This window comes from Streptomyces sp. NPDC126497, from assembly GCF_040302425.1.
Lineage (GTDB): Bacteria > Actinomycetota > Actinomycetes > Streptomycetales > Streptomycetaceae > Streptomyces.
Map to the genome: position 1 here is coordinate 26,972 of NZ_JBEORT010000043.1, position 26,321 is coordinate 53,292.

The 26,321-nt window shown below is 73.8% G+C and carries 22 protein-coding genes; 6 read left to right on the plus strand and 16 right to left on the minus strand.

The genetic code is table 11. From position 1 onward, the window contains the following. The first annotated feature begins 22 nt into the window (after positions 1-22). The 3 genes from ABTY20_RS19400 to ABTY20_RS19410 are packed head-to-tail and all read left to right on the plus strand — an operon-like array spanning position 23 to position 1,605. Positions 23-886 carry a SigB/SigF/SigG family RNA polymerase sigma factor gene (locus ABTY20_RS19400; protein ID WP_351998234.1) on the plus strand — a complete coding sequence of 288 codons (864 nt, stop codon included), beginning with the start codon at positions 23-25 and terminating at the stop codon, positions 884-886. A gap of 31 nt (positions 887-917) precedes the next feature. Continuing rightward, positions 918-1,148, plus strand: a complete 231-nt coding sequence (locus ABTY20_RS19405) for a DUF5133 domain-containing protein (protein WP_351998235.1) — start codon at positions 918-920, stop codon at positions 1,146-1,148. A 28-nt stretch (positions 1,149-1,176) separates the two neighbouring features. Next, positions 1,177-1,605 (plus strand): hypothetical protein, encoded by a 429-nt coding sequence (locus ABTY20_RS19410; RefSeq protein ID WP_351998236.1) that lies wholly within the window; start codon positions 1,177-1,179, stop codon positions 1,603-1,605. 74 nt (positions 1,606-1,679) lie between these two features. Here the strand turns inward: ABTY20_RS19410 and ABTY20_RS19415 are convergent, their stop codons facing one another. The 10 genes from ABTY20_RS19415 to ABTY20_RS19460 form a co-directional block, all read right to left on the minus strand. Further along, positions 1,680-3,914, minus strand: a complete 2,235-nt coding sequence (locus ABTY20_RS19415) for an FUSC family protein (protein ID WP_351998254.1) — start codon at positions 3,912-3,914, stop codon at positions 1,680-1,682. Between the two features lie 79 nt (positions 3,915-3,993). Beyond that, entirely contained in the window at positions 3,994-5,367 is a 1,374-nt protein-coding gene (locus ABTY20_RS19420; RefSeq protein WP_351998255.1) for an NAD(P)/FAD-dependent oxidoreductase, read from the minus strand. A gap of 121 nt (positions 5,368-5,488) precedes the next feature. After that, positions 5,489-7,216 (minus strand): PP2C family protein-serine/threonine phosphatase, encoded by a 1,728-nt coding sequence (locus ABTY20_RS19425; protein ID WP_351998237.1) that lies wholly within the window; start codon positions 7,214-7,216, stop codon positions 5,489-5,491. Next, on the minus strand, positions 7,213-8,262 hold the full coding sequence (locus ABTY20_RS19430; RefSeq protein WP_351998238.1) for a SpoIIE family protein phosphatase: 1,050 nt from the start codon (positions 8,260-8,262) through the stop codon (positions 7,213-7,215). Before ABTY20_RS19430 ends, ABTY20_RS19425 begins: the two co-directional genes overlap by 4 nt. After that, positions 8,262-8,702: an anti-sigma regulatory factor gene (locus ABTY20_RS19435; RefSeq protein WP_351998239.1), complete on the minus strand. Its 441-nt coding sequence runs from the start codon at positions 8,700-8,702 to the stop codon at positions 8,262-8,264. Before ABTY20_RS19435 ends, ABTY20_RS19430 begins: the two co-directional genes overlap by 1 nt. Beyond that, entirely contained in the window at positions 8,702-9,121 is a 420-nt protein-coding gene (locus tag ABTY20_RS19440; protein ID WP_351998240.1) for an STAS domain-containing protein, read from the minus strand. Before ABTY20_RS19440 ends, ABTY20_RS19435 begins: the two co-directional genes overlap by 1 nt. Beyond that, the gene (locus ABTY20_RS19445; RefSeq protein WP_351998256.1) at positions 9,118-10,017 is read right to left on the minus strand and encodes an STAS domain-containing protein; all 900 of its coding nucleotides are present in this window, start codon (positions 10,015-10,017) and stop codon (positions 9,118-9,120) included. The genes ABTY20_RS19440 and ABTY20_RS19445 overlap by 4 nt, the downstream gene beginning before the upstream one ends. 127 nt (positions 10,018-10,144) lie before the next feature. Next, positions 10,145-10,537 (minus strand): STAS domain-containing protein, encoded by a 393-nt coding sequence (locus ABTY20_RS19450; RefSeq protein WP_351998241.1) that lies wholly within the window; start codon positions 10,535-10,537, stop codon positions 10,145-10,147. A gap of 103 nt (positions 10,538-10,640) precedes the next feature. Beyond that, entirely contained in the window at positions 10,641-13,055 is a 2,415-nt protein-coding gene (locus ABTY20_RS19455) for a SpoIIE family protein phosphatase (RefSeq protein ID WP_502991843.1), read from the minus strand. A gap of 40 nt (positions 13,056-13,095) precedes the next feature. Beyond that, entirely contained in the window at positions 13,096-17,094 is a 3,999-nt protein-coding gene (locus ABTY20_RS19460; protein WP_351998242.1) for a HAMP domain-containing protein, read from the minus strand. Between the two features lie 330 nt (positions 17,095-17,424). Between ABTY20_RS19460 and ABTY20_RS19465 the strand changes: the two genes are divergently transcribed. Both ABTY20_RS19465 and ABTY20_RS19470 read left to right on the plus strand, forming a co-directional pair. Beyond that, positions 17,425-17,796 carry a PRC-barrel domain containing protein gene (locus tag ABTY20_RS19465; RefSeq protein WP_351998243.1) on the plus strand — a complete coding sequence of 124 codons (372 nt, stop codon included), beginning with the start codon at positions 17,425-17,427 and terminating at the stop codon, positions 17,794-17,796. Beyond that, positions 17,793-18,236 carry an ATP-binding protein gene (locus ABTY20_RS19470; RefSeq protein ID WP_351998244.1) on the plus strand — a complete coding sequence of 148 codons (444 nt, stop codon included), beginning with the start codon at positions 17,793-17,795 and terminating at the stop codon, positions 18,234-18,236. The genes ABTY20_RS19465 and ABTY20_RS19470 overlap by 4 nt, the downstream gene beginning before the upstream one ends. Before the next feature lie 13 nt (positions 18,237-18,249). On the opposite strand, the gene ABTY20_RS19475 is transcribed toward ABTY20_RS19470, so the two are convergent. Continuing rightward, on the minus strand, positions 18,250-18,684 hold the full coding sequence (locus tag ABTY20_RS19475; RefSeq protein WP_351998245.1) for an ATP-binding protein: 435 nt from the start codon (positions 18,682-18,684) through the stop codon (positions 18,250-18,252). Between the two features lie 163 nt (positions 18,685-18,847). Beyond that, the gene (locus ABTY20_RS19480; RefSeq protein ID WP_351998246.1) at positions 18,848-20,755 is read right to left on the minus strand and encodes an AMP-dependent synthetase/ligase; all 1,908 of its coding nucleotides are present in this window, start codon (positions 20,753-20,755) and stop codon (positions 18,848-18,850) included. 153 nt (positions 20,756-20,908) lie between these two features. On the opposite strand from ABTY20_RS19480, the gene ABTY20_RS19485 reads away from it, so the two are divergent. Further along, positions 20,909-21,142, plus strand: coding sequence for a DUF6480 family protein (locus ABTY20_RS19485; protein WP_351998247.1), 234 nt, complete (start codon positions 20,909-20,911; stop codon positions 21,140-21,142). A 5-nt stretch (positions 21,143-21,147) separates the two neighbouring features. Here the strand turns inward: ABTY20_RS19485 and ABTY20_RS19490 are convergent, their stop codons facing one another. The 4 genes from ABTY20_RS19490 to ABTY20_RS19505 all read right to left on the minus strand — a co-directional run. Then, the gene (locus ABTY20_RS19490) at positions 21,148-22,266 is read right to left on the minus strand and encodes a glutamate--cysteine ligase 2 (protein ID WP_351998248.1); all 1,119 of its coding nucleotides are present in this window, start codon (positions 22,264-22,266) and stop codon (positions 21,148-21,150) included. Positions 22,267-22,372: 106 nt separating this feature from the next. Next, on the minus strand, positions 22,373-24,595 hold the full coding sequence (gene glgB / locus ABTY20_RS19495; RefSeq protein WP_351998249.1) for a 1,4-alpha-glucan branching enzyme: 2,223 nt from the start codon (positions 24,593-24,595) through the stop codon (positions 22,373-22,375). Between the two features lie 4 nt (positions 24,596-24,599). Then, on the minus strand, positions 24,600-25,958 hold the full coding sequence (locus tag ABTY20_RS19500) for a maltokinase N-terminal cap-like domain-containing protein (RefSeq protein ID WP_351998250.1): 1,359 nt from the start codon (positions 25,956-25,958) through the stop codon (positions 24,600-24,602). 28 nt (positions 25,959-25,986) lie between these two features. Then, on the minus strand, positions 25,987-26,321 hold a 335-nt coding region (locus ABTY20_RS19505; protein WP_351998251.1), incomplete at its 5' end, for an alpha-glucosidase C-terminal domain-containing protein.

Here is a 26,321-nt window from a genome sequence, read left to right on the forward strand (position 1 = left end):
CCACCGTTCGGGAGCGAACCGCATGCTCATTGACACGCCCACCCCTCGTTCCGGCCTCTCCGACACGACGACCGCCGCACCCCGGCGGCGGCACGACGACGCCCCCGACACCGCCGCCCTCTTCGCCCGGCTGGCCTCCCTGGAGGACGGTCCCGAGCGGGACGCCGTCCGCGACGAGCTCGTCACCGCGTGGCTGCCCATGGCCCACCGCATCGCCGGCCGCTTCCGCGACCGCGGCGAGTCCGTCGAGGACCTGCGTCAGGTGGCCGCCCTGGGCCTGGTGAAGGCCATCGACCGCTTCGACCCCAGCCGCGGGGCCTTCGAGAGCTACGCCGTCCCCACCATCACCGGAGAGGTCAAGCGGCACTTCCGTGACCGGATGTGGGCCCTGCGCGTGCCCCGCCGGGTGCAGGAGCTGCGCAACAAGGTGCGGGTGGCCCGGCGCGAACTCACCCAGAACCCCGGCAGCCCCGAGCCGTCCGTGGCGGCCCTCGCCGCCCACACCGGGCTGACCGAGGAGGAGGTCGCCGCCGGGATGGAGGCGCTGGAGAGCTTCAGCACCCTCTCCCTGGACGCGGAACTCTCGACCGACGACGACGGCTACAGCCTCGCCGACACCCTCGGCGCCGCGGACGCCTCCTACGACATCGTGGTCGACCGCGAGTCCGCCAAGGAGGGCCTGCGCAGGCTGCCGGAACGCGAACGCGCCATCCTCTACATGCGTTTCTTCGAGGACATGACCCAGAGCCGCATCGCCGACCGGCTGGGCATCTCCCAGATGCACGTCTCCCGCCTCATCAGCCGCAGCTGCGCCCGGGTGCGCGCCGAGGTGATGGGACAGCGCGCCGTCCGGCGCGGCACCGGCGGACACTCGGCGACGGCGTGAGCGCGCCCGCCCCGACCAGGAAGCGAGACACATGCTGAAGCCCCACCCCACCGTGCTGCGCCGGCTCGTCGAGGAGTACGAGGGCCTGACCGCGGCCGGAGGCGGACCGGCCGGCCGGGACCCGCGGATCGACGACCTGGCGTACACCCTGTGCGTGTCGACCGGCACCCGGGACGTGCGCCAGGCGCTCGGCACCGCCCGGGGCTGGCTGGCGGCGGCCGGCCGGGACGCGTCCGGAACCGGTGCGCCGGCCGCCGTATGACCCGCGGCATGCGGGGAACCCGAAGCCGATGAGCGAATCCGAGATTCCCCCGGAAAGCCGGCCCGTGGACGTCTACCTCGACCTCCTGCGGATCCGGATGGACACCGAGGACTACCGGCTTCTGCTGCACGTGGTGGAGCCGGTCCTCCAGGCGATCGAGGAACACCGGATGTCCGGCCTGGACCTCGCGCTGGACGGCGGCGACGAGGAACTGCCCCAGGAGGTCCGCGACGAGGCCGCCCTGGTCATCGCCACGGCCGTCACCGGACGCCTGGACAACGAGGTGGTCGAGCTGGAGGTCGACGAGAGCGGGCCGGTCCGCGTGGTCACCGACGCGGCGACCGCCGCCGATCCCTCCCGCCTGGACGAGATCGCCGACTACATCAGGGACCGCCACCGTCAGAACGAGGAGCTGCGCGGCATCGCCGAGGCCAGCGGCCTGCCCACCGACTTCTGAACCCCCGCCCACGCCCCGCCCGCGCGACCGCGCGGGCGGGGCGTGCTTCGTGGCGGTCCGCGGCGGCGGGTCGCTCACCGCTCGGGAGCCCTCACCGGGACGGCCAGGGGACGGGCGAGGCCCACCACGGCCTCGTCCAGGCGCTCCAGGTGGCGCAGCACCCGGCCGGTGACGCGGCCGTAGCGGGCGGCGCCGTCGCCGCCCAGGAGGGACGCGATGCTCGGTCCGGTCTCGACCGGCGCGGTGACCTCCCCGTCGGCGACCCGGTCCGCGATCGTCACGATGTTGCGCACCGTGCGCCCCGCCGCCCCGCTCAGCCGGGGGTCCGCCGCGATCGAGGGATGCGCCGGCAGCAGCTCCGCCGTCGCCGCCAGCGAGCGGGCGTGGTACGCGCACGTCTCCAGGAGCGCCACCACGTACCGGGCGGTGGCGCGCCGGCTCCGCAGCGGGGTGACCGGATGCGTCAGCGGCTGGGTCGCGGAACGCAGGTCGCCCAGCGCCTGGTCCAGCTCCCGTGCCTTGTCCAGCAGGTCGCCGGCCGGGCCGCCGCTGAGCTGCCCGACGGCGGCCTCGGACACCTCGGCGAGCCGCTCCAGCACGGTGACCAGCAGCTCGTTGGTGCGCCGGTCGGTGCGCACCGGCAGGACCAGCGCCGCCGCGACCACCCCGCAGGCCGCGCCCAGCGCCGTCTCCTCCACCCGCAGCACCAGCACCTCCCAGCTGTAGGTGTGCAGCAGGGTGTAGAGCAGCCCCAGCAGCGCCGTCACGAAGAACGACATCAGCGTGTAGGACAGCGGCGCCGTGTAGAACATCGTGAAGATCAGCACCAGCACCAGGGCGAAGGCCGTCCAGGTGTGGGGGCCCACCAGGCCGGCCAGCACGATGCCGGCGACGACGCCGAACACCGTCCCCAGCAGCCGCCGGTAGCCCTTGACCAGGATCTCGCCGGTCGAGGCCGTGTTGATGAAGACGATCCAGCAGGTCAGCACCGCCCAGTACCAGCGGTCCGTGGACAGCAGCTCGCCCCCGGCGATGGCCAGCGTGGAACCCACGGAGACCTGCACGGCGGCGCGCGTGGTGGGCCGTTGCAGCCCCTTCCGCCGCTCGTCGGGCCCGGCCTCCTCGCCGGCGTCGATGGCGGCGTCCTCGGCGTCCAGCTCCTCCCGGGAACGGGCCGTGGCCGGACTGTCGTCCGACTCGTCCTGCGGACCCTCCAGGGCGACGCGCAGCCCCATCACGGCGCGGGCGGTCTCGCCGACGGCCCGGAACACGTCCCGCACGGCCGGGGTGGCGGCCGGCAGGTTCTCCTCGTCCCGGTAGCCGAGCAGCCGGTTGCGCAGCTGGGCCACGCCCGTCCCGCCGGGCCCGGGGCGCACCACCAGCGCCCGCAGCGCGAGCAGGTCCCGCCGCAGTACCGCCGTGGCCTCGTCCGGGCCGGGCAGCCGGCCCACCTCCGGGGCGGGCGCCCCGGGCAGGTGCAGGGTGAGGGTGTCCGCCCGCCGGGCGCTGCGCGCCGACAGCAGCAGCAGGCCGAGCCGCTCGGCGGCGATCTCCGCGTCGGCGATCCGGCGCTGCACCAGCCGCGCCGCCGCCTCGTCCGGCGTGCCCTCCTCCAGCCGGCTCTGGATCATCAGGGCCGTCTCGTGCAGCCGCGCGTTGCCCTCCCGCACGTCCTCCAGCGCCTTGTCCATCCCGTCCGGCCCGGCGTCCAGCAGCGCCAGGTGCGCGGAGACGAGCCGGCCCAGCCGGGCCCGGAAGGCCTGCCGCAGCCGCGCGAGCGTCCCGGCGGGCGTGACGGGGACGACGGCGAACCGCACCAGGGCGCTGCACGCGAACGCGACGGTCAGCACGGCCCACAGCTCCGGCAATCCGGAGGCGGAGGCGCCGACGAACAGGGACATGAAGTAGACCTGGAAGCCGATCAGCCCGAGCGCGGTTCCGCGGTCGCCGAACCGGCGGCCGTAGACCGCGCAGAAGATGAGGACGACGAAGAGGACGTCCCCCACGACGACCCGCGCGTCGAGCACCGCGCCCAGCGACACGGAGGCCAGCGCGACCGGCAGGCCGGCGGCCAGCGTGACCGCCTGGGCACCGCGCTGCCGCTCCCGGATGGAGAAGGTGGCGACCATCGCCGCCATCGCGCCCGCCACCAAGTGGGTGGTGTCCGATCCCGCCGGGGCGAGCACGGCCAGTGTCAGCGCCACCGCGCCCACCGTCCGCAGCCCGGCCGTCAGCCGCAGCAGACCGGGGTCGGACGCCGCCAGCCGGTCCCCCAGCCGTGCCCGCACCGAGCGTCCCGACGCCTTCACTCCGCCGCACTCTCTCCCGTCGCGCACTCCCGCCCGGATCCCGGCACCACCGGGCGCGGACCGTCTCCCGCGCCCCGGATCACCGCGCTGCCCGGCCCGCTTCCTCGACGTGCGCCCGCACCTGCTCCGGCGTCAGATAGGCGTCCAGGTACTCGAAGTCCCGCAGGTTGCCGGGCCTGTGCGCCTGGAACCCGGTACGGACGAAGTCGTCGCCGGCGACCGCGTTCAGCAGCCAGTTGGTCATCACCCGCGTCTTGGCGACACCGGTGCGCAGCGCCGACCAGTGGTAGCCGCGGGCCACCGCCTGGGCGGGCAGCCCGTGCAGTTCGAGGCCGAGCGGCTTGGACACCGCGTCGGTGCCGCCGAGGTCCACCACGAGCCCGAGGTCCTTGTGGACGTACGGCCGTGTCGGCCGGCCCCGCAGCGTCGCCAGGACGTTCTCGGCGACGTGCCTGCCCTGCCGCAGGGCGTGCTGCGCGGTCGGCGGGCACACGGCGTCGTCGCCCTTGGCCACGTCGGGCACCGCGGCCGAGTCGCCGAGCGCGAACACCCCGTCGTGTCCCGGCAGGCACATGTCCGCGTTGACCGCGAGCCGGCCCCGGACGGTCTCCGCGCCGAGCGTGGCGATGAGCGGGCTGGCGACCACCCCGGCGGTCCAGATCAGGGTGCGGGTGGGCACCGCCCGGCCGTCGGTGAAGGTGACCTCCTCGGCGCCCGCCTTCGCGATGGAGACGCCCAGCGAGATCTCGATGCCGCGCCGGGACAGGATCTCCTGCGCGCTGCGTCCGAGCTTCTCGCCCAGTTCGGGCATCAGCTTCGGCGCGATGTCGATGAGGTGCCACTTGATCAGGCCCGGGTCCAGCCGGGGGTAGCGCTTGACGGCGGCGTGCGTCAGCCGCTGCAGGCTGGCCGCGGTCTCGGTGCCCGCGTAACCGCCGCCGACCACCACGAACTGCAGCCGCGAGGCCCGCTCGGCCGGATCGTGGCTCGCGTCGGCCAGGTCGAGCTGGGAGATGACGTGGTCGCGGAGGTAGGCGGCCTCGGCGAGCGACTTGAGCCCGAAGGCGTGGTCCGTCAGCCCCGGGATGTCGAAGGTGCGGGTGACGCTGCCGGGGGCCAGCACGATGTAGTCGTACGGCTCGTTGACGACGTCGCCGTTGACGGTGCGGACGACACAGACCTTGGACTTCAGGTCCACGCCGACGGCACCGCCCGGGATGATCCGGGTGCGGTACTTCTCGCTGCGGCGCAGGGAGAGCGCCACCGACTGCGGGGTCAGCACCCCGGAGGCGACCTGGGGGAGCAGCGGCAGGTACAGCTGGTAGGAGAACGGCGTCACCAGAGTGAGGTCGGCCTCGTTCGGGGCGAGCCTGCGTTCCAGCCGGCGCACGCACTCCACGCCGGCGAAACCTGCGCCCACCACCAGGATCCTGGGTCGTGTCACGGTGTCCATCCCTTCCTGCGGCTCCAGGCGGTCTGCCTCGAACATCGACAACTGACGCGTGCCCCTGTTCAGCACCACGATGCCCGCACCTTCGCCGGAGCGCACCGGGAGGAGATCCGCGGCCGGTCCTTCAGCCGTGCAGGTGGCACAGGAGCAGGCACACGTCGTCGTCGCGGTCGGAGTCGCTGAGCAGCGGGCGCAGGAGCCGGTCCGCCGAGTCCTCCAGGTCCGCCTCCAGCTCCTCGGAGCCGAACGTCCCGAGGGCCGCCGCGAGCCGCTCGATGCCCGGGTCGATGCCCCGGGCGCGCCGCTCGACCAGCCCGTCCGTGTAGAGCGCGAGCGTCGAACCGGGCGTCAGCCGCTCGGTGTGGTCGGCGATGTCCTGCCGCAACGGGATGCCGAGCATCGCCCCGGGCTTGGCGTCCAGCGTGCGCACCCGCCCGTCGGGCAGCCGCAGCACCGGCGGCGGATGACCGGCGGCGGCCCAGGTCAGCGTGTGCCCGTCCGGATGGAACCGCGCGATGACCGCCGTGGCGAACAGATCGGGCTGCAGATGGCGCAGGTACCCGTGCAGCCGGGTCAGCAGCCGGCCGGGGCCGTCGCCGTCGACGGCGTAGGCGCGCAGCGCGGTGCGCAGCTGGCTCATCATCACCGCCGCGTGCAGCCCGTGCCCGGTCACGTCGCCGATGACGGTGATCAGACCGCCGTCGCGCTGCCGGAAGGCGTCGTACCAGTCGCCGCCGATGTTCAGCCCGTGCGTGGCCGGCAGATAGCGCGCGGCCAGGCTCAGGCCCGGCGTCGCCGGCAGCTCGGTGAGCAGGGCGCGCTGCAGCGTCTCGGCGATGTCACGGCTGTGCTCGAAGCGGCGGGCGTTGTCGATGGCCGTGCCGGCCCGCCGGGCGAGCTCGAGCAGCATCACCGCGTCGTCCGGGTCCCAGCGCTCACCGGGCGGCGACAGCGTCAGCACGCCCAGCGGCGCACGGCGGGTCAGCAGCGGGATGCAGAGCAGCGGCCGGCCGGGCTCCAGGGCCGACGGGGGGTGGTCGTCCACCCCGGGCAGACCGCCGGGGTGGACGGCGGCGTACTGCGGGCGCCCGGTGCGGGCGGCGCGGACCGCGGCCCGCGGGTGGGAGGCGGGCGGCCGCCGGTCGTCCTCCTGGTCGAACAGCCAGAGGTCGACGTGGCGGGCGTACCGCGGCACCAGCAGCTCCGGCAGCCGGCGCACGATCTCGTCGTGGTTGAGCGAGGCGTTCAGCACGGCGCTCGCGTCCGCCAGGAACATCAGTCTGCGGCGCGCGTTCTCCGCCTCCCTGCGCGCCCGGCGCTCGGCGGCGAACGCCTCCCGCTGGGCGCGCCCCGCCGCGTCGAGATCGGCGTGCAGCGCCAGGACCCCCTGGTTGGTCTGGTGCAGCTCCTCGCGGTGGAAGGCGACCAGTTCCTCCTGCTCGGCGAGCTTGTCCAGCACCACGGCCGTGTCCTCGTCGGCGCCCAGCAGCGCCTCGGACAGACCGGCCGGGTCCTCCGGCACCCGGCCGACGCCGGACGCCCGGCCCCGTTCGGGGCCCGGCTCGGGGCACGGCACGGCCAGCGTCCACGGGGCGCGGTCGCCGACGGCGGCGTCCGGGGTCGGCACCACCGCGACGTGCAGCGTCCCCGCCCCGGCGGACGGGCCGGGGCCGTCCAGGGTGAGCACCCAGACGCCGCCCTTGGTGAGGCACTGCCGCAGCCGGCCGCTGAGCTCCGTGGCCAGCCGGGCGCGTGCGACGGTGGGCACCCCGTGCGCCGCCGCCAGCCGGGCCACGGCGATGCGGGCGCGTGCCGCGTCCGTGACGGTCCGGATCCGCCAGGTGCGCGTCATAGGCGGCCCACCGGGGCGGGGGCCAGCACGGCCACGGCGGTGTCGTCCCGGACCGGGCGCGCCGGGCTTCCGGCGTCCCGGAGGGCCACGGCGGCCGTCACGGCGGGGTCGGCCGGCGGCACCCCCGTGTCCGGGGGCGGCGTCCAGCGGCCGGGCAGGCCGTCGGTGTGCAGGATCAGCAGGCTCTCCTCGGTCCAGGCGACGTCGTCCTCGCGCACGGTGAGCGGCCGGTGCACCCCGACGATGCCGGGCCGCGACAGCAGGGACCGCCAGCGGCCGCCCTCCCGCAGCCGGGCCGTCACGTTGCCGATCCCCGCGAAGCGCAGCCGGCCGGCCCAGGTGTCGAGCTGCGCCACGGCGACGGCCGCCCCCCGGGTGCCGGCCAGCGCCGTGTGCAGCTTGACCAGGCACTCGGCGGGCGGGAGCCGGGCCCAGCGGCGCAGTTCCTCGACGGCGGCGGTCGAGGCCCGCGCCGCCTCGCCGCCGTGGCCCAGCCCGTCGGCCAGCATCAGGGTCAGCCGGTCGCCGGAGCCGACCCAGGCCCAGGCGTCCCCCGAGAAGTCCGCCCCGGCGAACGGGACGTTGACGCCGCCGGCGCGCGCGCCGGGAACCCCGGGGGAGTCCTCCCCGGCGGCGCCGAGGCGGGCCACCGCCACGGTGCCCCGGCCGAGCACACTGTGCAGACCGAAGTCGTCGGCCAGACGACGGCAGGTGCCGAGGCCCGCGCCGAGCGAGCGGGTGGTGGAGAACCCGTCCCGCAGCGCACCCGCCACATCGGCGATGCCCGGCCCGTGGTCGAGCGCGGTGATCTGCACGACCCGTCCGGGCCGGCCCTCCCGCGGCACGGGCGGGTCGACGACGTCGACGACCACCTCTCCCGCCCGCGCGTGCTTGAGGAGATTGGTGGCGAGCTCGGTCGCCACCAGCGCGGCGGCGTCGGTGCGCCCTTCGTCGAGCCCGGCCTCGGCCGCGGCCTCCTCCGCCGCGACCCGGACGTCGCGCACCCGGGTCGAGTCCTGCACCGGCACGTACCGGACGCGGGGCATCAGACGTCCTCACGCCGGCGCGGCGGCCGGGTCACCCACGACGTCACCCGCACCGTGGTCCCCGTCCCCGGGGCGCTCTCCACCTCGAAGTCGTGCACCAGGCGCCGGGAGCCGCCCAGCCCCATCCCCAGCCCGCCGCCGGAGGTGTAGCCGTCGCTCAGCGCCCGCTCGAGGTCGGGGATGCCGGGGCCCGAGTCGCTGAAGACCAGCCGCAGCCCGTCGGCCCCGCCGGAGCTGACGTGCGCCGCCTCCATCAGGCCGCCCCCGCCGTGCACCAGGGTGTTGCGGGCCAGCTCGCTGGCGGCGGTCACCAGTTTCGTCTGGTCCACCAGACCGAAGCCGAGCCGGGCGGCGGCCTGCCGCACGTGCTGGCGCACCCACACCAGGTCCATGTCCGACCGGATGGGCAGGCGGGCCTCGACGTCCGCGGCGGTGTGCATCACGGACTCCCCTCGCCCCCGCCGCCGGAACGCGGCCGCACGACGGGCTGCGCGAGGAGTTCCATCGCCGCCTCGGTGGTGAGCGCGGTCCGCACCCCCGGCAGCGTCAGCCCCAGCTCCACCAGGGTGATGGCGACCGCCGGCCGCATGCCGGCCACCACGGTGCGCGCGGCCAGCAGCTCGGTCTGCGCCGCGATCTCGGCCAGCACCCGCCCGAGGAAGGAGTCGACGATCTCCACACCGGAGATGTCGATGACCACCCCCGTGACCCCGCTGCGCGCAATCGTCTCGGAGAGGTCCTGCTGCAGCTGGTGCGCCGCGCCGTCGTACAGGTCGCCCTGGAGGGTGACCAGCAGCAGGTCACCGAGTCTGAGGACCGGCACATGTCCCGCGACCGGGCGGGAGAACCCCTCGCTCACCGCCGGCCCGCACCGTCGGGCGCCGCGTGCACGATGTTCGTCCCCAGCTCGTGCAGACAGTGCCCGAGCGCGTCGGCGAGGCTCGCCCGCGTCTTCACCGTGCCGAGGTCCAGACCCAGGTGGACGATGGTCTGCGCGATCGCCGGACGGATGCCGGACACCACGCACTCCGCGCCCATCAGCCGGGCCGCGGCGACCGTCTTCATCAGGTGCTGCGCCACCAGGGAGTCGACCGTCGGCACCCCGGTGATGTCGAGGATCGCGAACCGGGCGTGCTGGTCGACGACCGCGTTCAGCAGGGTCTCCATCACCACCTGGCTGCGGGCGCTGTCCAGCGTCCCGATCAGCGGGACCGCCACGATGCCGTCCCAGAGCTTGATCACCGGCGTCGCCACCTCCAGCAGCTGCAGCCGCTGCCGGTCGATGAGGGACTGCGTCTCGCTCAGCGCCGTCTGCATGGCCACCAGGCGCAGCGTGCCCAGGAGCATGCTGAGCGTGGTCGAGCACGCCCGCAGTTCCTCCGGTGACGCCTGGTCCAATTCGGCGACCAGGAGGTTCTCGGCCGGCGGCCACAGCGCCGCCAGCTCGCTCGACACCTGCGTGTTGGACAGCCCCGCGCGGGAGCGGGCCGCCCCCATCCGGGCCAGCTGCTCGCGCACCGCCGAGAAACCCGCGGCGTCCGGGTCCTCGACCTGCTGCGCGTCGGCGACCTGGGCCAGCGCGTCGACGACCGCCTTCCCCGCCTCCACCGCCTCGTCGCGCGAGACCGTGAACACCGTACGGAACAGGGGCTCGTCCGCCCACCGCTGGGCGATCTGCTCGCGTCGGCGCCGCAGGAAGTCCCTGACCTCGTGCGCCGGCGTCCCGAGTGGTCCGCCCGCTTCGTGCTCCGGCACCTGTTTCCTCTCCTCGTCGTCGTCACGTCGCACCGCGCCCCAACTCCGGGACCACGGTGTGACCTTGGCCGGGTGGCCACTCTAACCACGCCCCGGCGCCGTGTGCGCCGGGCCCCGCGGACCGCGCTCAGACCTCCGGTTCGACCGGGGTCTCCGGCAGCGCGTCCACGCGCTCCAGCGCCTCGTCGACGCTCTCCGAGACGGGCACGGTGATGCTCACGCCCGTCAGGTCGAGGATGCGGCGCACCGCGGGGGTGGGGGAGATGATGTGCACGCTCCCGGGCAGTTCACGGGCCTCCTGGTAGACCCGCAGGATGATGTTCATGCCGGAGGAGTCCATGAAGGGGACCGCCGACAGGTCGAGCAGGAAGTGCCGGCGGCCGTGATGGAGCTGGTTCGCCAGGTGGTGCTGGAACTCGGTCGCCGTGTCGACGTCCAAGTACCCCTCCACGGTGAGCAGCGCCACATCGTCACGCGGCAGGGTCACCTCGACGGACAACGGGTCCTGGGCAATGGGCACGAGTACCTCCAACAAGGTGATCAAGCTCTTCGTCGCGCAGCCGCGCGTACCCCCGAATCGCCCGGTCATGCCTCGGCCCGCCCGGCGGGCCGAGGCACCCTCCTCAGCCGACCCGGATGCCCACGATGCAGGTGTCGTCGTCCGTGTCCGACCTGCTGTACGTGAGCAGCCGGTCCAGCCGCTGGTCGAGCGTGTCCGGAGCCGCGGCGGCGGTGGTGAGCAGATGGGTCAGCGACTCCTCCACGCTGCGGTCCCGGCGCTCGATCAGACCGTCGGTGTACATCAGCAGGTTGTCCTCGGCGGCCAGCCGCACCTCCGACTCCTCGTACACCGCCTCCGGCAGGGCACCGAGCAGCAGCCCGCGCACCAGCGGCAGCGGAGCGGCCTCGGAGCCGCGCACCAGCACCGGCGGCAGGTGGCCGGCACGGGCCCACCGCAGGGTGCGCGAGTCCGGGTCGTACAGGCCGCACACGGCGGTGGCGGTGACGCCGCCCGTCAGGTGGTGCGTCACGATGTTCAGCCAGGACAGCAGCTGTCCGGGGCCCGCCCCGGTGACCGCGAGGCCGCGCAGCGCGTTGCGCAGGACGACCATGCTGGTCGCCGCCTCTATCCCGTGCCCGGCGACGTCGCCCACGCACAGCAGCACCAGGCCGGACGGCAGCACCACGGCGTCGTACCAGTCGCCGCCCACCAGCTGCTCGGCCTCCGCGGGCCGGTAGCGCACGGCCACGTCCAGGTCGGGCACCTGCAGCGGCGCCTGGGTGGGCGGCATGATGGCGCGCTGCAGCTGCAGCGCCAGCCGGTCGCGCTCGCTTGCCTGCTGTTCGGTGTGGGCCAGCTGGTCGCGGGTGGCCGCCAGCGCCACCTCCGTCCAGTGCTGGGAGGAGATGTCCTGGTAGGCGCCGCGGGTGGTGAGCAGCCGGCCGTCGGTGTCCAGGACCGGCTCGGCGACGACCCGGATGTGCCGGGTCACCCCGTCCGGCCGCTGCAGCCGGAAGGCGGCCGACGCCGGACGGCGGTGGTGCAGCAGCGTGCGCAGGAAGCGGCCGATGGCGACGGCGTCGTCCGGGTGGGCGTGCGCGGGCAGCTCCTGCAGCGGCACCGGCGGGCTGGACTCGGGACGTCCGTACAGGTCGAAGAGCTGTCCGTTCCAGGTGATCTCCCCGGTCAGCAGGTTCTCCTCGAAACCGCCGATCCGGCCGAGCCGCTGGGCGTGCTGGAGCAGGCTCGCCAGGCGGGCCGTCTCGTCCTCGATCCGCCAGATGAACAGGATGCCGGCACCGTGCCGGCTGACGCTGATGTCGGCGACCGACGACAGCGGCACCTGGTCGACGAGGGCGGTCAGGTTCATCCGCCGGGCGCGGAACGGCTCCCCCGTGGCGTACACCCGTTCGATCCGCTGGAACAGCTCGCTGTTCCCGGCGGCCATCGGGTAGGCCTCCAGGAGCAGCGCCCCGCTGACCGTGGCGCGCGGCCGGCCCGCCGGGTCCAGGAAACGGCTGTTGACGTGCTGGATGCGGAAGTCCAGCAGGTTGCCCTGGTCGTCCAGGTGCGGCACCAGGACGAGGGCCGGGTCGTACAGCCCGTCGGCCAGGTCCATCAGCTCCGCGGCGTCCGGCAGCACCCGGGGCTGCAGGGCCGGACCGCCCGGCGCCGTGTACGTCTCCAGGGTGTGCGCGCACAGCTCCGCCAGGGCCTCCACCTGGCGCACGATCTGCGGCGGCTGCGCGGGCAGCGGATCCGGCCAGACGATCTCCAGCACGCCGTACACCCGGCCCCCCGTGCCGGCGGGCAGGGCCGCCCGGCCGCCGTCCGGGTGGTGGTGCCGGCCGACACTGGGCAGTCCCCGGTCGGCCAGCGACGTGATCCACAGGCCGTCGCGCTCCGCGAGGCCGCACCGGGCGACCGTCGCCACGTCCGGCGGCACGTAGTACCAGCGCGCGGCCTCCGCGGGGGAGAAGCCGGCGCTGCCCGCCAGGGTGAGCGACCCGTCGGCGCCGGCCGCCCAGATCGCCACGGCCACCGCGCCCAGCGGACGCAGCGCCTGCGCGAGCAGGGACTCGGCCACGGCCTGGGTGTCGTCCGCGGCCAGCGCCCCGCTCTCGGCCGCGCGCAGCCGTACGGCGGCGGGGTCCCGCCCCGCCTCCTCGGCGGCCCGGGTGGCGGCCAGGAAGGCGTCCGTCACCTCGGACATCCGGTCCCGGGCGGCCTGGTTGATGACCTCGACCGCGAACTCCAGCTGGCTCGTCCCGGCCTGCTCGGTCAGCTCGGCGAGCTGGCGGGCGGCCTGCGAGGGACCGCACCCCAGCCGTTCGACGAGGATGCCCTTGGCGAGTTCGATCAGCGCCCGGCCCTCGGCCTCGGCCTGCGCGGCCCGCACCTCCCGGCTGAGCCGGTCCACGGTGGCCGCCAGTCTGCCCACGGGCGAGTCCGCGGACACCCCGGCCGGCCCGGCCGACGGGCGCTCGAGCGAGGCCCCGCCGTCTCGCGGCTCGCCCTGCCGTTCACTGATGCTCACTGTGCGCACGCTCCTCGGAGGCGGAGCCCCGTGGCGGGGCTCATGCCGGCAGCCAGCGGCGGACACAGGCGATCAGGTCCTGGGTGTCGACCGGTTTGGTGACGTAGTCGCTGGCTCCCGAGGCGAGACTCTTCTCCCGGTCCCCGGGCATGGCCTTCGCGGTGACGGCGATGATGGGCAGCTCGGCGTACTGCGGCATGGTGCGGATCTCGGCCGTGGCGGCGTAGCCGTCCAGCTCGGGCATCATCACGTCCATCAGTACGAGCGCCACGTCGGGGTTGTCCACCAGTCTCTCGATGCCCTTGCGGCCGTTCTCCGCGTGCAGCACCCGGAAGCCGTGCAGCTCCAGGATCCCGCTGAGCGCGAAGAGATTGCGCGCGTCGTCGTCGACGACGAGGATCGTGCGGCCGGAGAAGGAGTCGTCCACCACGGCCTGCGGCGCCGGCCGCTGCGGCTCGTCGGGCCGCACCAGCGACAGCACGTCGCCGGGCTCCTCCGCGGAGAGGTGCAGGGCGATGCGTTCGCGCAGCTCGTCGAGGCTGGACAGGAACTCCAGGGCGGTGCCCTCGGCACGGGACCGCAGGTGCTCCTCGACCGCCGCGTCCACACGGTGGCCGCTGTGCACCAGCACCGGCACGCTCGCCAGGGCGGAGTCGCCCCGCAGCGCCTCCAGGAACCGGGTCACCTCCTCCTGGGCCGTACCGAGCTCCAGCACCACGCAGTGGCACGGATCGGCGGCCAGCGCACCGGCCGCCTCCTGGGCGCCGACGGCGGTGAGGATGTCGACCGAGGGCTGGGAGGCGCCGTCGCCGTGCGCGACGTCCTGGACCACGCTCTCCGCGACCAGGGTCAGCAGACCCCGGGGCCGCTCCTCCACGACGAGCAGCCGCCGCGGACGCCGGCCGGACGACGCCCCCGTCTCGACCGCCGCCGGCTGCCGGGCCGGCACCTCCGGCAGGGCCTCTCCCCGGTCCCCGTCCGGGAGCACGGAGGGCCGCAGCAGCTCCTCGAAGTCCGGTCGCGCCACGGGCAGGAACAGGGTGAACGTACTGCCCTGGCCGGCGACGCTGTCCACCGTCACCGCGCCGCCCAGCAGGTGCGCGATCTCCCGGGTGATGGACAGACCGAGCCCGGTGCCCCCGTACTTGCGGCTGGTCGTGCCGTCCGCCTGCTGGAAGGCGCCGAAGATCGCCTCCAGGTGCTGCTCGGGAATGCCCACACCGGTGTCCTGCACCCGGAAGGCCACCACGGGCCCGCCCCGCAGCACACCGCTCGGCACCTCGTCGTCCGGCGCGGGCTCGATCCGCAGCTCCACGCGGCCCCGCTCGGTGAACTTGACCGCGTTGGACAGCAGGTTGCGCAGCACCTGCCGCAGCCGCGAGTCGTCGGTGAGCAGGTCGGCCGGCGCGCCCGGCGCCGTCGTCACGGTGAAGTCCAGGCTCTTCTGCATCGTCATCGGCCGGAAGGTGGCCTCGACGTACTCGATGAGCCGGCGCAGCTCCACCCGCTCGGGGCTGACGTCCATCTTCCCGGCCTCGACCTTGGACAGGTCGAGGATGTCGTTGATCAGCTGCAGCAGGTCCGAGCCGGCCGAGTGGATGATCTGCGCGTACTCGACCTGCTTGGGGCTGAGGTTGCGCGAGGGGTTCTGGGCGAGCAACTGGGCCAGGATCAGCAGGCTGTTGAGCGGGGTGCGCAGCTCGTGGCTCATGTTCGCCAGGAACTCCGACTTGTACTTCGAGGCCAGCGACAGCTGCTGGGCCCGCGCCTCCAGTTCCTGCCGGGCCTGCTCGATCTGCAGGTTCTTCGCCTCGATGTCCCGGTTCTGCGCGGCCAGCAGCGCCGCCTTGTCCTCCAGCTCGGCGTTGGAGTGCTGGAGTTCCTCCTGCTGGGTCTGCAACTCCGCCGACCGCTCCTGCAGTTCGGCGGTGAGCCGCTGCGACTCGACGAGCAGCTCGTCGGTGCGGGCGTTGGCCACGATGGTGTTGACGTTGACGCCGATGGTCTCCATCAGCTGGGCCAGGAAGTCCTGGTGGATCTGGGTGAACGGGGTCACCGACGCCAGCTCGATCACACCGAGGACCTGGCCCTCGACCACGATGGGCAGCAGCACCAGCGTGGTCGGCACCACCTGCCCCAGCCCGGAGGAGATGGTGACGTAGTCCGGCGGCAGCTCGTCCACCGTGATGGCGCGGCGGCTGCGCGCGGCCTGGCCGACCAGGGTGCGGCCGAAGGGGATGCGGGTGGGCCGGCCGTCGTCGTCGGGGTAGCCGTAGGAGCCGACGAGCCGCAGCTCGGGGCCGTCGTGGCCGTCCTCCGCGAGGTAGAAGGCGCCGTACTGGGCCGACACCAGCGGCACCAGCTCGTCCATGATCAGTTCGGCGACCACGGGCAGGTCGCGGTGGCCCTGCATCAGGCCGGAGACCCGGGCGAGGTTGGTCTTGAGCCAGTCCTGCTCCTGGTTGGCCCGGGTGGTCTCGCGCAGGGACTCCACCATCGAGTTGATGTTGTCCTTGAGCTCGGCGACCTCACCGGAGGCCTCCACGTTGACGGAGCGGGTCAGATCGCCCTCGGCGACGGCGCTGGTGACCTCGGCGATCGCCCGGACCTGCCGGGTGAGGTTGCCCGCCAGCTCGTTGACGTTCTCCGTGAGCCGCTTCCAGGTGCCGGAGACCCCCTCGACCTCGGCCTGGCCGCCGAGGCGGCCCTCGGTGCCGACCTCGCGGGCGACGCGGGTGACCTCCTGGGCGAAGGCGGAGAGCTGGTCGACCATCGTGTTGATGGTCGTCTTCAGCTCCAGGATCTCGCCGCGCGCGTCGACGTCGATCTTCTTCGACAGGTCGCCCCGGGCCACGGCGGTCGTCACCAGCGCGATGTTGCGCACCTGGCCGGTGAGGTTGTTGGCCATGGAGTTGACGTTGTCGGTGAGGTCCTTCCAGGTGCCCGCGACATGGGGCACGTGCGCCTGGCCGCCGAGGCGGCCCTCGGTGCCGACCTCGCGGGCGACGCGGGTGACCTCGTCGGCGAAGGCCGACAGCGTGTCGACCATGGTGTTGATGACGTCGGCCAGCGCCCCGACCTCGCCGGCCGCCTCGACCCGGATCCGCTGCGACAGGTCGCCCCGGCCCACCGCGGAGGCGACCTGGGCGATGGAGCGGACCTGACCGGTCAGGTTGGACGCCATCACGTTGACGTTGTCGGTGAGGTCCTTCCAGGTGCCGGAGACGCCGCGCACCTGCGCCTGGCCGCCGAGGCGGCCCTCGGTGCCGACCTCGCGGGCGACGCGGGTGACCTCGTCGGCGAAGGCGGAGAGCTGGTCGACCATCGTGTTGATGGTGTTCTTGAGCTCGAGGATCTCGCCGCGGGCGTCCACGGTGATCTTCTGCGACAGGTCGCCCTTGGCGACCGCCGTCGCCACCAGCGCGATGTTGCGCACCTGGCCGGTGAGGTTGCCCGCCATGAAGTTCACCGAGTGGGTGAGGTCGCGCCAGGTGCCCTTGACGCCCTGCACGTCGGCCTGGCCGCCGAGGCGGCCCTCGGTGCCGACCTCGCGGGCGACGCGGGTGACCTCGTCGGCGAAGGCGGAGAGCTGGTCGACCATCGTGTTGATGGTGTTCTTGAGCTCGAGGATCTCGCCGCGGGCGTCCACGGTGATCTTCTGCGACAGGTCGCCCTTGGCGACCGCCGTCGTCACCTGCGCGACGTTGCGGACCTGGGCGGTGAGGTTGCCCGCCATGGCGTTCACCGAGTCCGTCAGGTCGGCCCAGGTGCCCGAGACCCCCGGCACCTGGGCCTGGCCGCCCAGCGCCCCCTCGGTGCCGACCTCGCGGGCCACCCGGGTCACCTCGGAGGTGAACACCGAGAGCTGGTCCACCATCCCGTTGAAGACCTTGGCGATGTCCCCCATGAGACCGTCCGCGTCGTCCGGCAGCCGGGTGCCGAAGTCCCCGTCCCGAACGGCCGTCAGCCCCGCCAGGAGCCGCCTCAGCTCCTGGTCCCCCGGCGCCGCCTCGGCCCCCTCGGTGCTCTTGCTGGTCATGCGCACCCTCGTTCCGGCAAGGTCAGTATGCATTTCCGCAGTTCACGGATCTGCGCGATGAGAAAATACGCCGAAGGCTAACCCAGTTCGCGGGTGCGGAACAAAGCGCGGCACCACCGGCGGAACCGGTCCGGGAAAATCCCGGTCCATGTGCATACCCTGGCACCTGACGGGTACACGGACGGGTTGCGCCGGGCGTGTAAGGCCGGGAGGCCGACGTGCCGTTTCGGTCCGCGCCTCTCGAATGCGCGCGCGCCTGACGGGTATTTGCTGCTGTGGAGCTGGGTGCGGGACCCAGGGGATCCGTCGTCATCGGGGAGGCAAGGAGCAGTGCCCATCGACAGCATCTGGTCATACGCGCCGGACCTGGAGCACGTCCAGGGGCAGGACCTCACGGACTACACCGTCGTCGCGAGCGACGGCACCATCGGACACGTGGACCGGCAGGCCGACCACCACGGCATGCGGCACCTCGTCGTCGACACCGGGGTGTGGGTGTTCGGCCGCAGCCTCCTGGTGCCGGTCGGCGTCGTCACGGACGTCCACGCCGGGGAACGCCAGGTGACCTTGTCCTGCACCAGGGCCGAGGTGAAGGAGGCGCCCCGGTTCCGGACCGACAGCGAGACCATGGACCCCGCCTACCTCACCGCGGTCGGTGACTACTACCACCGACTGCCGCCGCGCGAGAGCCCCACCGGGTGACCACCGCACGACGGACGCGTCCGGCCGACGGCACGGGGGTGCGCAGCGCCGCGGACGCGCGGGCGCACGCCGAGGCGACGGTGCGCGACCGGTGGGACGCCGAGGGCCGCACCCCGCACCACCAGGACATGATCGACCTCTCCCTCGTCGTGTCGGAGCTGGTCACCAACGCCCTCCTGCACGGCGACGGACTGGCCGGCTTCGAGGTGCGGACGACGCAGGAGGGCGTACGGATCGACGTGCACGACCACAGCGACGTGATCCCCGAGGCCGCCGCCGGAACCGGCGCCCTGCCCGCCGTGCACCGGGGCAGCGGCTACGGCTGGCCGCTGGTGATCCGGCTGGCGCGGGACATCACGGTCCGCAGGCGCCCCGGCGGGGGCAAGACCGTCAGCGTGCTGGTCCCCCTGCGCGACGCGCCCGCCGCCGGCCGGGGCTGACGGGGCGTGGGCCTCACCAGGGGAGAAAGACGTGGATGTCCTTGCCGTGGTCGTCGCTGACGACGCTGACCTGGTCGCACAGCGTGTGGATCAGGTGCCAGCCGATGCCGCCGCCCCCGCGGTTGGGGTGGAAGGGGCGCGGGGCCGGCTCGGTGGTGCTGGTGTCGTGCATCACCACGTGCACCCCGTCGAACGTTCTGCGCAGCCGCAGCTGGAAGGGGCCCGGGGCGTACTGGACCGCGTTGGCGGCCAGTTCCGTGACCACCAGCAGAATGTCGTCCCAGTGCTCCGGAGCCGACGGAGCCGACACGCGGGCCAGCTCGAAGAGGAACTCCTCCGCGACCAGGCGTGCGTCCGTCACATCGTGCAGCTCCCCCGGGAAGCTGGCGATGCGGCTCGTGATGTCCTCGGCAGCCAGTGTCCTGTCCCTATGCGGCTCGCGTGCCATCTCGCCTTCCAGGCCCCGTTGTCGCGGGGCGGTCGTTCCGCCCTCTGCGTCCCCTCGAACTGTGGGTTCCCGCGCGGGCGGAGCCTACGCGCCCGCATGCCCGTGCCCGGCCGGTGACAAACCCGTCACCGGCCGGGCACGGTGTGCCGTCCCTCCCGGACGGTCAGCGGAAGACGTCGTCCGAGTCGTCCCAGCCGGACGACTCGTCCACGGCGGGCGTCCTCCCGGGACGCGTCCGGGACTGGTACATCGCGTCGATCTCCAGCGCGTGGCGCCGCACGATCTCGTCCCGGCGCAGCTTCATCGACGGCGTCAGCAGCCCGTTGGCCACGTCGAACGGTTCCGGCAGCACCCGGAACACCCGGATCGACTCCGCACGCGACACACTGCTGTTGGCCGCGGCGACCGCCCGCGTGATCTCCTCCCGCAGCGCGTTCTCCTCCCGCGCCTGCCGGGCCGGCGCGTCACCCGGCAGGGACAGCGCCGCCCGCCAGTCGTCGAGGAACTCCGGGTCCAGCGTGATCAGGGCGCCCACGCACGGCCGGTTGTCGCCCACGACGACGGCCTGGTGGACCAGCGGGTGCGCCCGCAGCCGCTGCTCCAGGGCCGCCGGCGCCACGCTCCTGCCACTGCTCGTGACGATGACGTCCTTCTTGCGCCCGGTGATCGTCAGGTAGCCCTCGGCGTCCAGCCGGCCCAGGTCGCCCGTGGCCAGCCAGCCGTCGCGCAGCACGGCCCGGGTGGCGGCCTCGCCGTCACCGACGTACCCCTGGAACACCGACGGCCCGCGCACCAGGATCTCCCCGTCGCCGGCCACCCGGATCTCGGTGCCCGGCAGCGCCTGCCCGACGGTGCCGGACTTCTCCCGCCCGAACGGCTGCATCGTCACCCCGCCGCCGGTCTCGGTGAGCCCGTACCCGTCGTGGACGTGGACGCCGATCCCCTCGTAGAAGAGGGACAGGTCGCGGCCGAGCGCCGAACCCCCGGAGGTGGCCCGCAGCACCCGGCCGCCCAGCGCGGCCCGCAGCCTGCGGTAGACCGTGCGCTCGTACAGGGAGTGCTGCAGCCGCAGGTCGAGGCCGGGCCCCGGGCCGCGTCCCAGCCGCTGCCGCTCCAGCGCGGCGGCGAAGTCGCGTGCCGTGCCGGCCGCCCGCTCGAACAGGGTGCCGCGCCCCGACAGCTGCGCCGCCCGCAGGAAGTCCTTGTAGATCTTCTCCAGCAGCGACGGGACGGCGTACAGATGGGTGGGCCGGAAGGTGCGCAGGGCCGAGGACAGGGACTCCCCGCCGCTGTCGGGTTCGTGGCCCATCAGCAGCCCGCCGCGCACACACAGCACCTGGATCATCAGACCGTGGACGTGGGAGAAGGGCAGGAAGGCGAGGACGGCGGCCTGCTCACCGGGCGGCGCCGCGGTGTGGCCCCGGCCGGCCAGCAGGGTGTCGCTCGTGAAGGCCAGACCGCGGTGGCTCAGCGCGCAGCCCACGGGGCGGCCGGAGGTGCCGGAGGTGTAGGCGACGACGGCCGTGGAGTCCGGCAGGACGATGCGGCGCATCGAGTCGACCGAGGCGGCCGGGATGAGCTCGCCGCGCGCCGCCAGCTGGTCCAGGGCACCCGCGTCCAGCTGCCACACGTGCCGCAGCCGCGGCAGCGCGGCGCACACGGAGCCGACGGTCATCACGCCCTGCTCGTCCTCCACCAGCACGGCCACACAGCCGGAGTCCCCCAAGATCCACTCCACCTGTTCGCGCGAGGAGGCCGGATGGACGGGGACGACCTCGGCGCCCACCGTCCACAGGGCGTGGCCCAGAAGGGTCCACTCGTACCGGGTGCGCGCCATGATCGCCACCCGGTGGCCCGGGGAGATGCCGGAGGCCACCAGCCCCTTGGCCAGGGCGACGACCTCGTCGCGGAACTCGAGGGCGGTGACCCGCTCCCAGGTGGCGGAGGCCGGATGGGAGCGGTGGGCGAGCATCGGCAGGGAGGGGCGCGCGGCGGCCGTCTCGAAGAGGCTGTCGGCGAGGCCACCGGTCAGGGGCGAGGCGGACGGGGGAGCGAGAGCGAGATCGCGCATGCGCTGCTCCTGACGTGTACGGGGCGTGACTCGGCCGACGGGCACCGTCATCGGCGGTGCCTGAATGTAGCCGAGCCGGGGCGCCCCCGCGCCGGGATCACGACAAGTGTGTCCGCACTGATGATCTCGGCGCTTTCGGGGGACCCGGACGGCATGAGCTACGTCAATCCAGACCCCGAACCCGAGCGCACCACCGGCCTCGAACCGGGCGGCGGCGTACCCCCGGGCGAGACCCCGCCCGCGGAGAGCAGCATGCCCGAGGCGGGCCCCCGGGAGACGCACAACCCGACCAAGGGCTGGGCCAAGGGCCCACTGGCCGCGATCCTCGTCCTCGTGGTGCTGGTCGCGGCGTTCTTCCTGGCCTACGCCCTCATCCTCATCCTCTGACGCCCCTACCCGCGAGGAGCGGACCCGGCGCGCCCCGCCCCCTGGGTGTGCCGTATGCACTCCGTGACGACATCCCGCAGACTGCCCGTGCGTTCCCACAGGGCGTGCTGCACCTGCGCCCCGTTGCCGTCGCGCAGCAGCCGTGCGCAGCCCTCGCGGGCGCGCTCCAGGTCGCCGGTGGCCTCCAGGGCGTCGGCGACGTGGTCGAGGAGGGCCCGTACGACGGCCTCGGCGGGCATGCGGCGCATGGTCGCGGGGTGCAGCAGCTCGCCCGTCAGCCCCGACCGGGCCGCCTGCCAGGCGGCCAGCCGGAGCAGGCTGACACCCGGGTCCACCGGTTCCCGGCCGGCCCGCCACTCGCGTGCCGCGGTCTCCACCAGCCCGCGGGCGAGCGTGGCGATCAGTCCCGCCGTCTCCGCGTGCAGACAGACGTCGGAGACGCGGATCTCCACCGTCGGGTACTGCTGGGACAGCCGGGCGTCGAAGTAGGCCATCTTCTCGTCGAGGATCACGCCGGTGGCCACCATGTCGGCGACCCGGCGGTGGTACCGCTCTGCCGAACCGAACGTCTCGGTCGGGCCGGCCGACGGCCAGCGCTGCCAGACCCGGCTGCGGTAGCTGCTGTACCCCGTCTCCTTGCCCTGCCAGAACGGCGAGTTCGCGCTCAGTGCCGCCAGCACCGCCAGCCAGGGCCGCAGCCGGTCCACGACCCCGACCCCCTCCTCGTCGGACTCGACGGACACGTGGACGTGGCAGCCCATGACGAGCTGTTCCCGGGTGGCGATGCCGTACTGCTCCTCCATCCACCGGTACCGCCGGTTGACGCCGACGGACGGGCTCACCGGCAGCGGTGAGGTGGCGAGGGCGGCGACGGCGCAGCCGATCTCCCCGGCGTGCCGGGCGGCCTCCTCGCGGCAGCGGACGATCTCCGCGTGCAGGCTCTCCATCGAGGACTGCGGATGCGTGGCGAACTCCAGCATCTGCTCGTGCAGTTCCTTCTCGAAGACGTCCTGTTCCGCGTCGTCCCGGGCGGCCCTGGCGAGTACCGCCGCGGACCTCGCCCGCGGTTCCCCGCTCTCCGGATCGACCAGGAGGAGCTCCTCCTCCACTCCCACGGTGCGCACCTGATGCCGCCCTTCTGTGACCTGCCGCGACGCCGAGAAGCCCTCGGCCGTACGACCCCGGATGCCCCGGTCGCGGCGTCGGACACCTGGCGGCGTCGCCGGAGCCTCACCAGGCGGTCGGCGCCAGCCACACCGTCGCGAGCGGCGGCAGGGTGAGCCGGACGCGGCCGTCCTCGGGCTTGACCGGGTCCGGGTTCGTGACGTTTCCGCCGCCGTAGTGCGCGGCGTCGGTGTTGAGGACCTCCTGCCAGGCGATCACGTCGTCACCGACGGCGAGCGGGTAGTCGTGCCGGACCACGGGGGAGAAGTTCGACACCGCGAGCAGCGGCCGTCCCCCGGCGTCGTACCGCAGGAACGCGAAGACGTTGTCGTCGGCCGCGTCGACCGCGACCCACCGGAAGCCGGACGGATCGGTGTCGCGCTGCCACAGCGCCGGGGTCGCCCGGTAGCGGGCGTTGAGATCACGCACCAGGTCCCGCACCCCGCGATGGTCACCGGCCGAGTGGTACCCCTCGTCGAGCAGCCACCACTCCGGCCCCTGCTGCTCGGACCATTCGGCACCCTGCGCGAACTCCTGGCCCATGAACAGCAGTTGCTTGCCCGGGTGGGCCCACATGAAGCCGAGGTAGGCGCGGACGGTGGCGCGCCGCTGCCACCAGTCGCCCGGCATCTTCGACACCAGCGCCTGCTTGCCGTGCACCACCTCGTCGTGGGAGATCGGCAGCACGTAGTTCTCGCTGTAGGCGTACACCATCGCGAACGTCATCTCGTGGTGGTGGTACTTGCGGTGCACCGGCTCGTGGGCGACGTACTCCAGCGAGTCGTGCATCCAGCCCATGTTCCACTTCAGCCCGAACCCGAGGCCGCCGGTGTCGGTGGGCCGGGTCACCCCGCCCCACGCCGTGGACTCCTCCGCGATGGTCACCACCCCGGGGCAGCGCCGGTACACGGTCGCGTTCATCTCCTGCAGGAACGCCATCGCCGCCAGGTCCTCCCGGCCGCCGTAGGCGTTGGGCTCCCAGCCGCCCTCCTCGCGCGAGTAGTCCAGGTAGAGCATGGAGGCCACCGCGTCCACCCGCAGCCCGTCGATGTGGAACTCCTGGCACCAGTACACGGCGTTCGCCACCAGGAAGTTGCGCACCTCGGTGCGGGCGAAGTCGAAGGTGTACGTGCCCCAGTCGGGGTGCTCGGCGCGCCGGGAGTCCCCGGGCTCGTACAGCGGCTCCCCGTCGAAGCGGGCCAGCGCCCAGTCGTCCTTCGGGAAGTGCGCCGGCACCCAGTCCATGATCACGCCGATGCCGGCCCGGTGCAGGGCGTCGACCAGGTACCGGAAGTCGTCGGGGGTGCCGAGGCGGGCCGTGGGCGCGTAGAACCCGGTGACCTGGTAGCCCCAGGACGGCCCGAAGGGGTGCTCGGCGACCGGCATCAGCTCGACGTGGGTGAAGCCGAGGTCCTTGACGTAGGCGGGGAGCTGCTCGGCGAGCTCGCGGTAGGTCAGTCCCGGCCGCCAGGACGGCAGGTGCACCTCGTACACCGAGAACGGCGCCTCGTGCACCGGCGTCGCGGCCCGCCGCGCGAACCACTCGGCGTCGCCCCACTCGTAGTGCGAGGCCGTCACCACGGACGCCGTGTTCGGCGGCGCCTCGGTGCGCCGGGCCATCGGGTCGGCCTTGAGGAACCGGTGGCCGTGGCGCGAGTGGATCTCGAACTTGTAGCAGGTGCCCTCGCCCACGCCCGGCAGGAACAGCTCCCACACCCCGGACGAGCCGAGCGAGCGCATGGGGAACGCCGTGCCGTCCCAGTGGGTGAAGTCCGCGGCGACCCGCACCCCCAGGGCGTTCGGCGCCCACACCGTGAAGCGGGTGCCGGTGACGCCCTGGTGGGTCATGGGGTGCGCGCCGAGCGCCGTCCAGAGTTCCTCGTGCCGGCCCTCGCCGATCAGGTGCAGGTCGAGCTCGCCGAGCGCGGGCAGGAACCGGTACGGGTCGTGCGTCTCCACGGCCTCGTCGTCCTCGTAGGCCACCGCCAGCGTGTACGCGGGGATCGCGGCCAGCGGCAGCACGCGGGAGAAGAGGCCGTCGCCCTCCGGGACGAGCGGGGTGCGCGCGCCGTCGACGATCACGCTCACCTCCCGGGCGAAGGGCCTCAGCGCCCGGAAGGCGATCCCGCCGGGCACCGGATGGGCGCCGAGCAGCGCGTGCGGATCGTGGTGGGCGCCCGCCAGCAGGCGCCCCCGGTCGACCGGGTCGAGGGCGGGTGCGGCGCCGGGGGGCGCGGCGGACGGGACGGGCCCGGCCGATTCGGGAAGCGGGGTGTCACGCAGGGCCACGGCTTCAGTCTCCTCTCACGGCGAGGCGCTCGATCGCCGCCATGGGTACGGGCAGCCAGTCGGGTCGGTGCCGGGCCTCGTACAGCACCTCGTACACGGCCCGGTCCGTCTCGTAGGCGCGGAGCAGGCCGTGCTTCTTGCGCGGGTCCCAGCCGGCGCGGGCGGCGTAGCCCGCGCAGTAGGCCTCACGGCAGCGGCGCGCCCACTCCGGGCGCCAGGGGCGGCGCTGGCGGGCGGCGTAGTCGAAGGAGCGCAGCATCCCGGCGATGTCCCGCACGGGGGAGTGGGCGCTGCGCCGTTCGGAGAGCGGCCGGGACGGCTCGCCCTCGAAGTCGATGACGAACCACTCGCGCCCCGCCCGCAGCACCTGCCCCAGGTGCAGGTCGCCGTGGATGCGCTGGGCGGGCGGCCCGGCGTCGCAGGTGGCCAGCGCGGCGAAGGCGGCCCGCAGCCCCGGCACGAACGGCTGGAGCGCGGGCACGGCGTGCGCCGCGGCGGTCAGCCGCTCGGTCATCGCCGCCGCCGTCCGCCCGTTCTCGCCGGGCGCGCCGACGGGGAAGGCGGAGGACAGCGCCAGGTGGACGTCCGCCGTGGCCCGGCCCAGCGCGTGCGACTGCGCGGTGAAGTCGTCACCGGAGGCGAGCGCGTCCAGGGCCAGCGTCCAGCCGTCGGAGGCGTTGCGCAGATACGGCTGGAGCACGCCGAGCGTCGCCGTGAACGGATGCGTGGTGCAGAGCCAGGCCACCGGGGCGGGCACCCGGTGGCAGCCCTGCCGGGCCAGCGCCCCCGGCACCTCCAGGTCCGGGTTGACACCGGGCTGGACGCGCCGGAACAGCTTCAGGATGTACTCGTCGCCGTACACCAGGGAGGTGTTGGACTGCTCGGCGGTCATCAGGCGCGGCACCAGTCCGGCGGGCACCTGACGGGACCCGTCGCACTCGAACCGCAGCGGGCCCGCCGTGCCGGGGCGGCGCAGCCGCTCCAGGAGCAGCTGGGCGGCGCGCGGGTCGTGCAGGGCGTCGTAGACCGTCAGCCCGGCCAGCCGGCCGTCCGGCACCCTGCCGATGAGCGCCCTGCCGAGCCGTGGCGAGGGGTGCTCCCGCACCCCGAGGAGGAGCTGGTAGCAGTCCCCGGCCGGGGTCGTCCCGCCGGGGGCGGGCACGCCTCCGTGGCCGGCGTGCACCAGCACGTGCAGACAGCCGGGGAACAGCTCCGTCATCGACAGCACACCGAGGTCGGTGACGGGCCGGTCCTTGCCGGCGAACCAGCGCTGCAGCGGCAGCCACTCCCTCAGCAGCCCGGTGAGCGACTCCATGGGCTCGGTGGGCGCGCTTCGCGGCCGCAGGAATGCGGTCTTCGTCATGGTGACGCCTCCTCTCCCCGGCACACGCTCACAGTCGTCGGCCGATGCGGGACGCGACGCGGGTGAGCCGGAACCAGTAGAAGCCGTGCCCCCCGAGGGTCAGCAGGTACGGCAGTTCACCGATGGCCGGGAAGCGCACCCCGCCGAAGAGCTCGACCGGGTGGCGTCCGTCGAACTCGCGCAGGTCCAGCTCGGTGGGCTGGGAGAAGCGGGAGAAGTTGTTCACGCACAGCACCAGGTCGTCCCCGCCCTCCCCGTTCGGCGGGGCCTCGCGCAGGAAGGCGAGGACGGCCGGGTTGGAGGACGGCAGCTCGGTGTAGGAGCCGAGGCCGAACGCCGGGTTCTGCTTGCGGATCTCGATCA

Bases quoted from the DNA above. Each gene is read 5' to 3' on its own strand.
- ABTY20_RS19400 (WP_351998234.1), top strand. From the start codon at position 23: ATGCTCATTGACACGCCCACCCCTCGTTCCGGCCTCTCCGACACGACG.
- ABTY20_RS19405 (WP_351998235.1), top strand. From the start codon at position 918: ATGCTGAAGCCCCACCCCACCGTGCTGCGCCGGCTCGTCGAGGAGTAC.
- ABTY20_RS19410 (WP_351998236.1), top strand. From the start codon at position 1,177: ATGAGCGAATCCGAGATTCCCCCGGAAAGCCGGCCCGTGGACGTCTAC.
- ABTY20_RS19420 (WP_351998255.1), bottom strand. From the start codon at position 5,367: ATGGACACCGTGACACGACCCAGGATCCTGGTGGTGGGCGCAGGTTTC.
- ABTY20_RS19425 (WP_351998237.1), bottom strand. From the start codon at position 7,216: ATGACGCGCACCTGGCGGATCCGGACCGTCACGGACGCGGCACGCGCC.
- ABTY20_RS19430 (WP_351998238.1), bottom strand. From the start codon at position 8,262: ATGCCCCGCGTCCGGTACGTGCCGGTGCAGGACTCGACCCGGGTGCGC.
- ABTY20_RS19435 (WP_351998239.1), bottom strand. From the start codon at position 8,702: ATGCACACCGCCGCGGACGTCGAGGCCCGCCTGCCCATCCGGTCGGAC.
- ABTY20_RS19460 (WP_351998242.1), bottom strand. From the start codon at position 17,094: ATGACCAGCAAGAGCACCGAGGGGGCCGAGGCGGCGCCGGGGGACCAG.
- ABTY20_RS19475 (WP_351998245.1), bottom strand. From the start codon at position 18,684: ATGGCACGCGAGCCGCATAGGGACAGGACACTGGCTGCCGAGGACATC.
- ABTY20_RS19480 (WP_351998246.1), bottom strand. From the start codon at position 20,755: ATGCGCGATCTCGCTCTCGCTCCCCCGTCCGCCTCGCCCCTGACCGGT.
- ABTY20_RS19485 (WP_351998247.1), top strand. From the start codon at position 20,909: ATGAGCTACGTCAATCCAGACCCCGAACCCGAGCGCACCACCGGCCTC.
- ABTY20_RS19500 (WP_351998250.1), bottom strand. From the start codon at position 25,958: ATGACGAAGACCGCATTCCTGCGGCCGCGAAGCGCGCCCACCGAGCCC.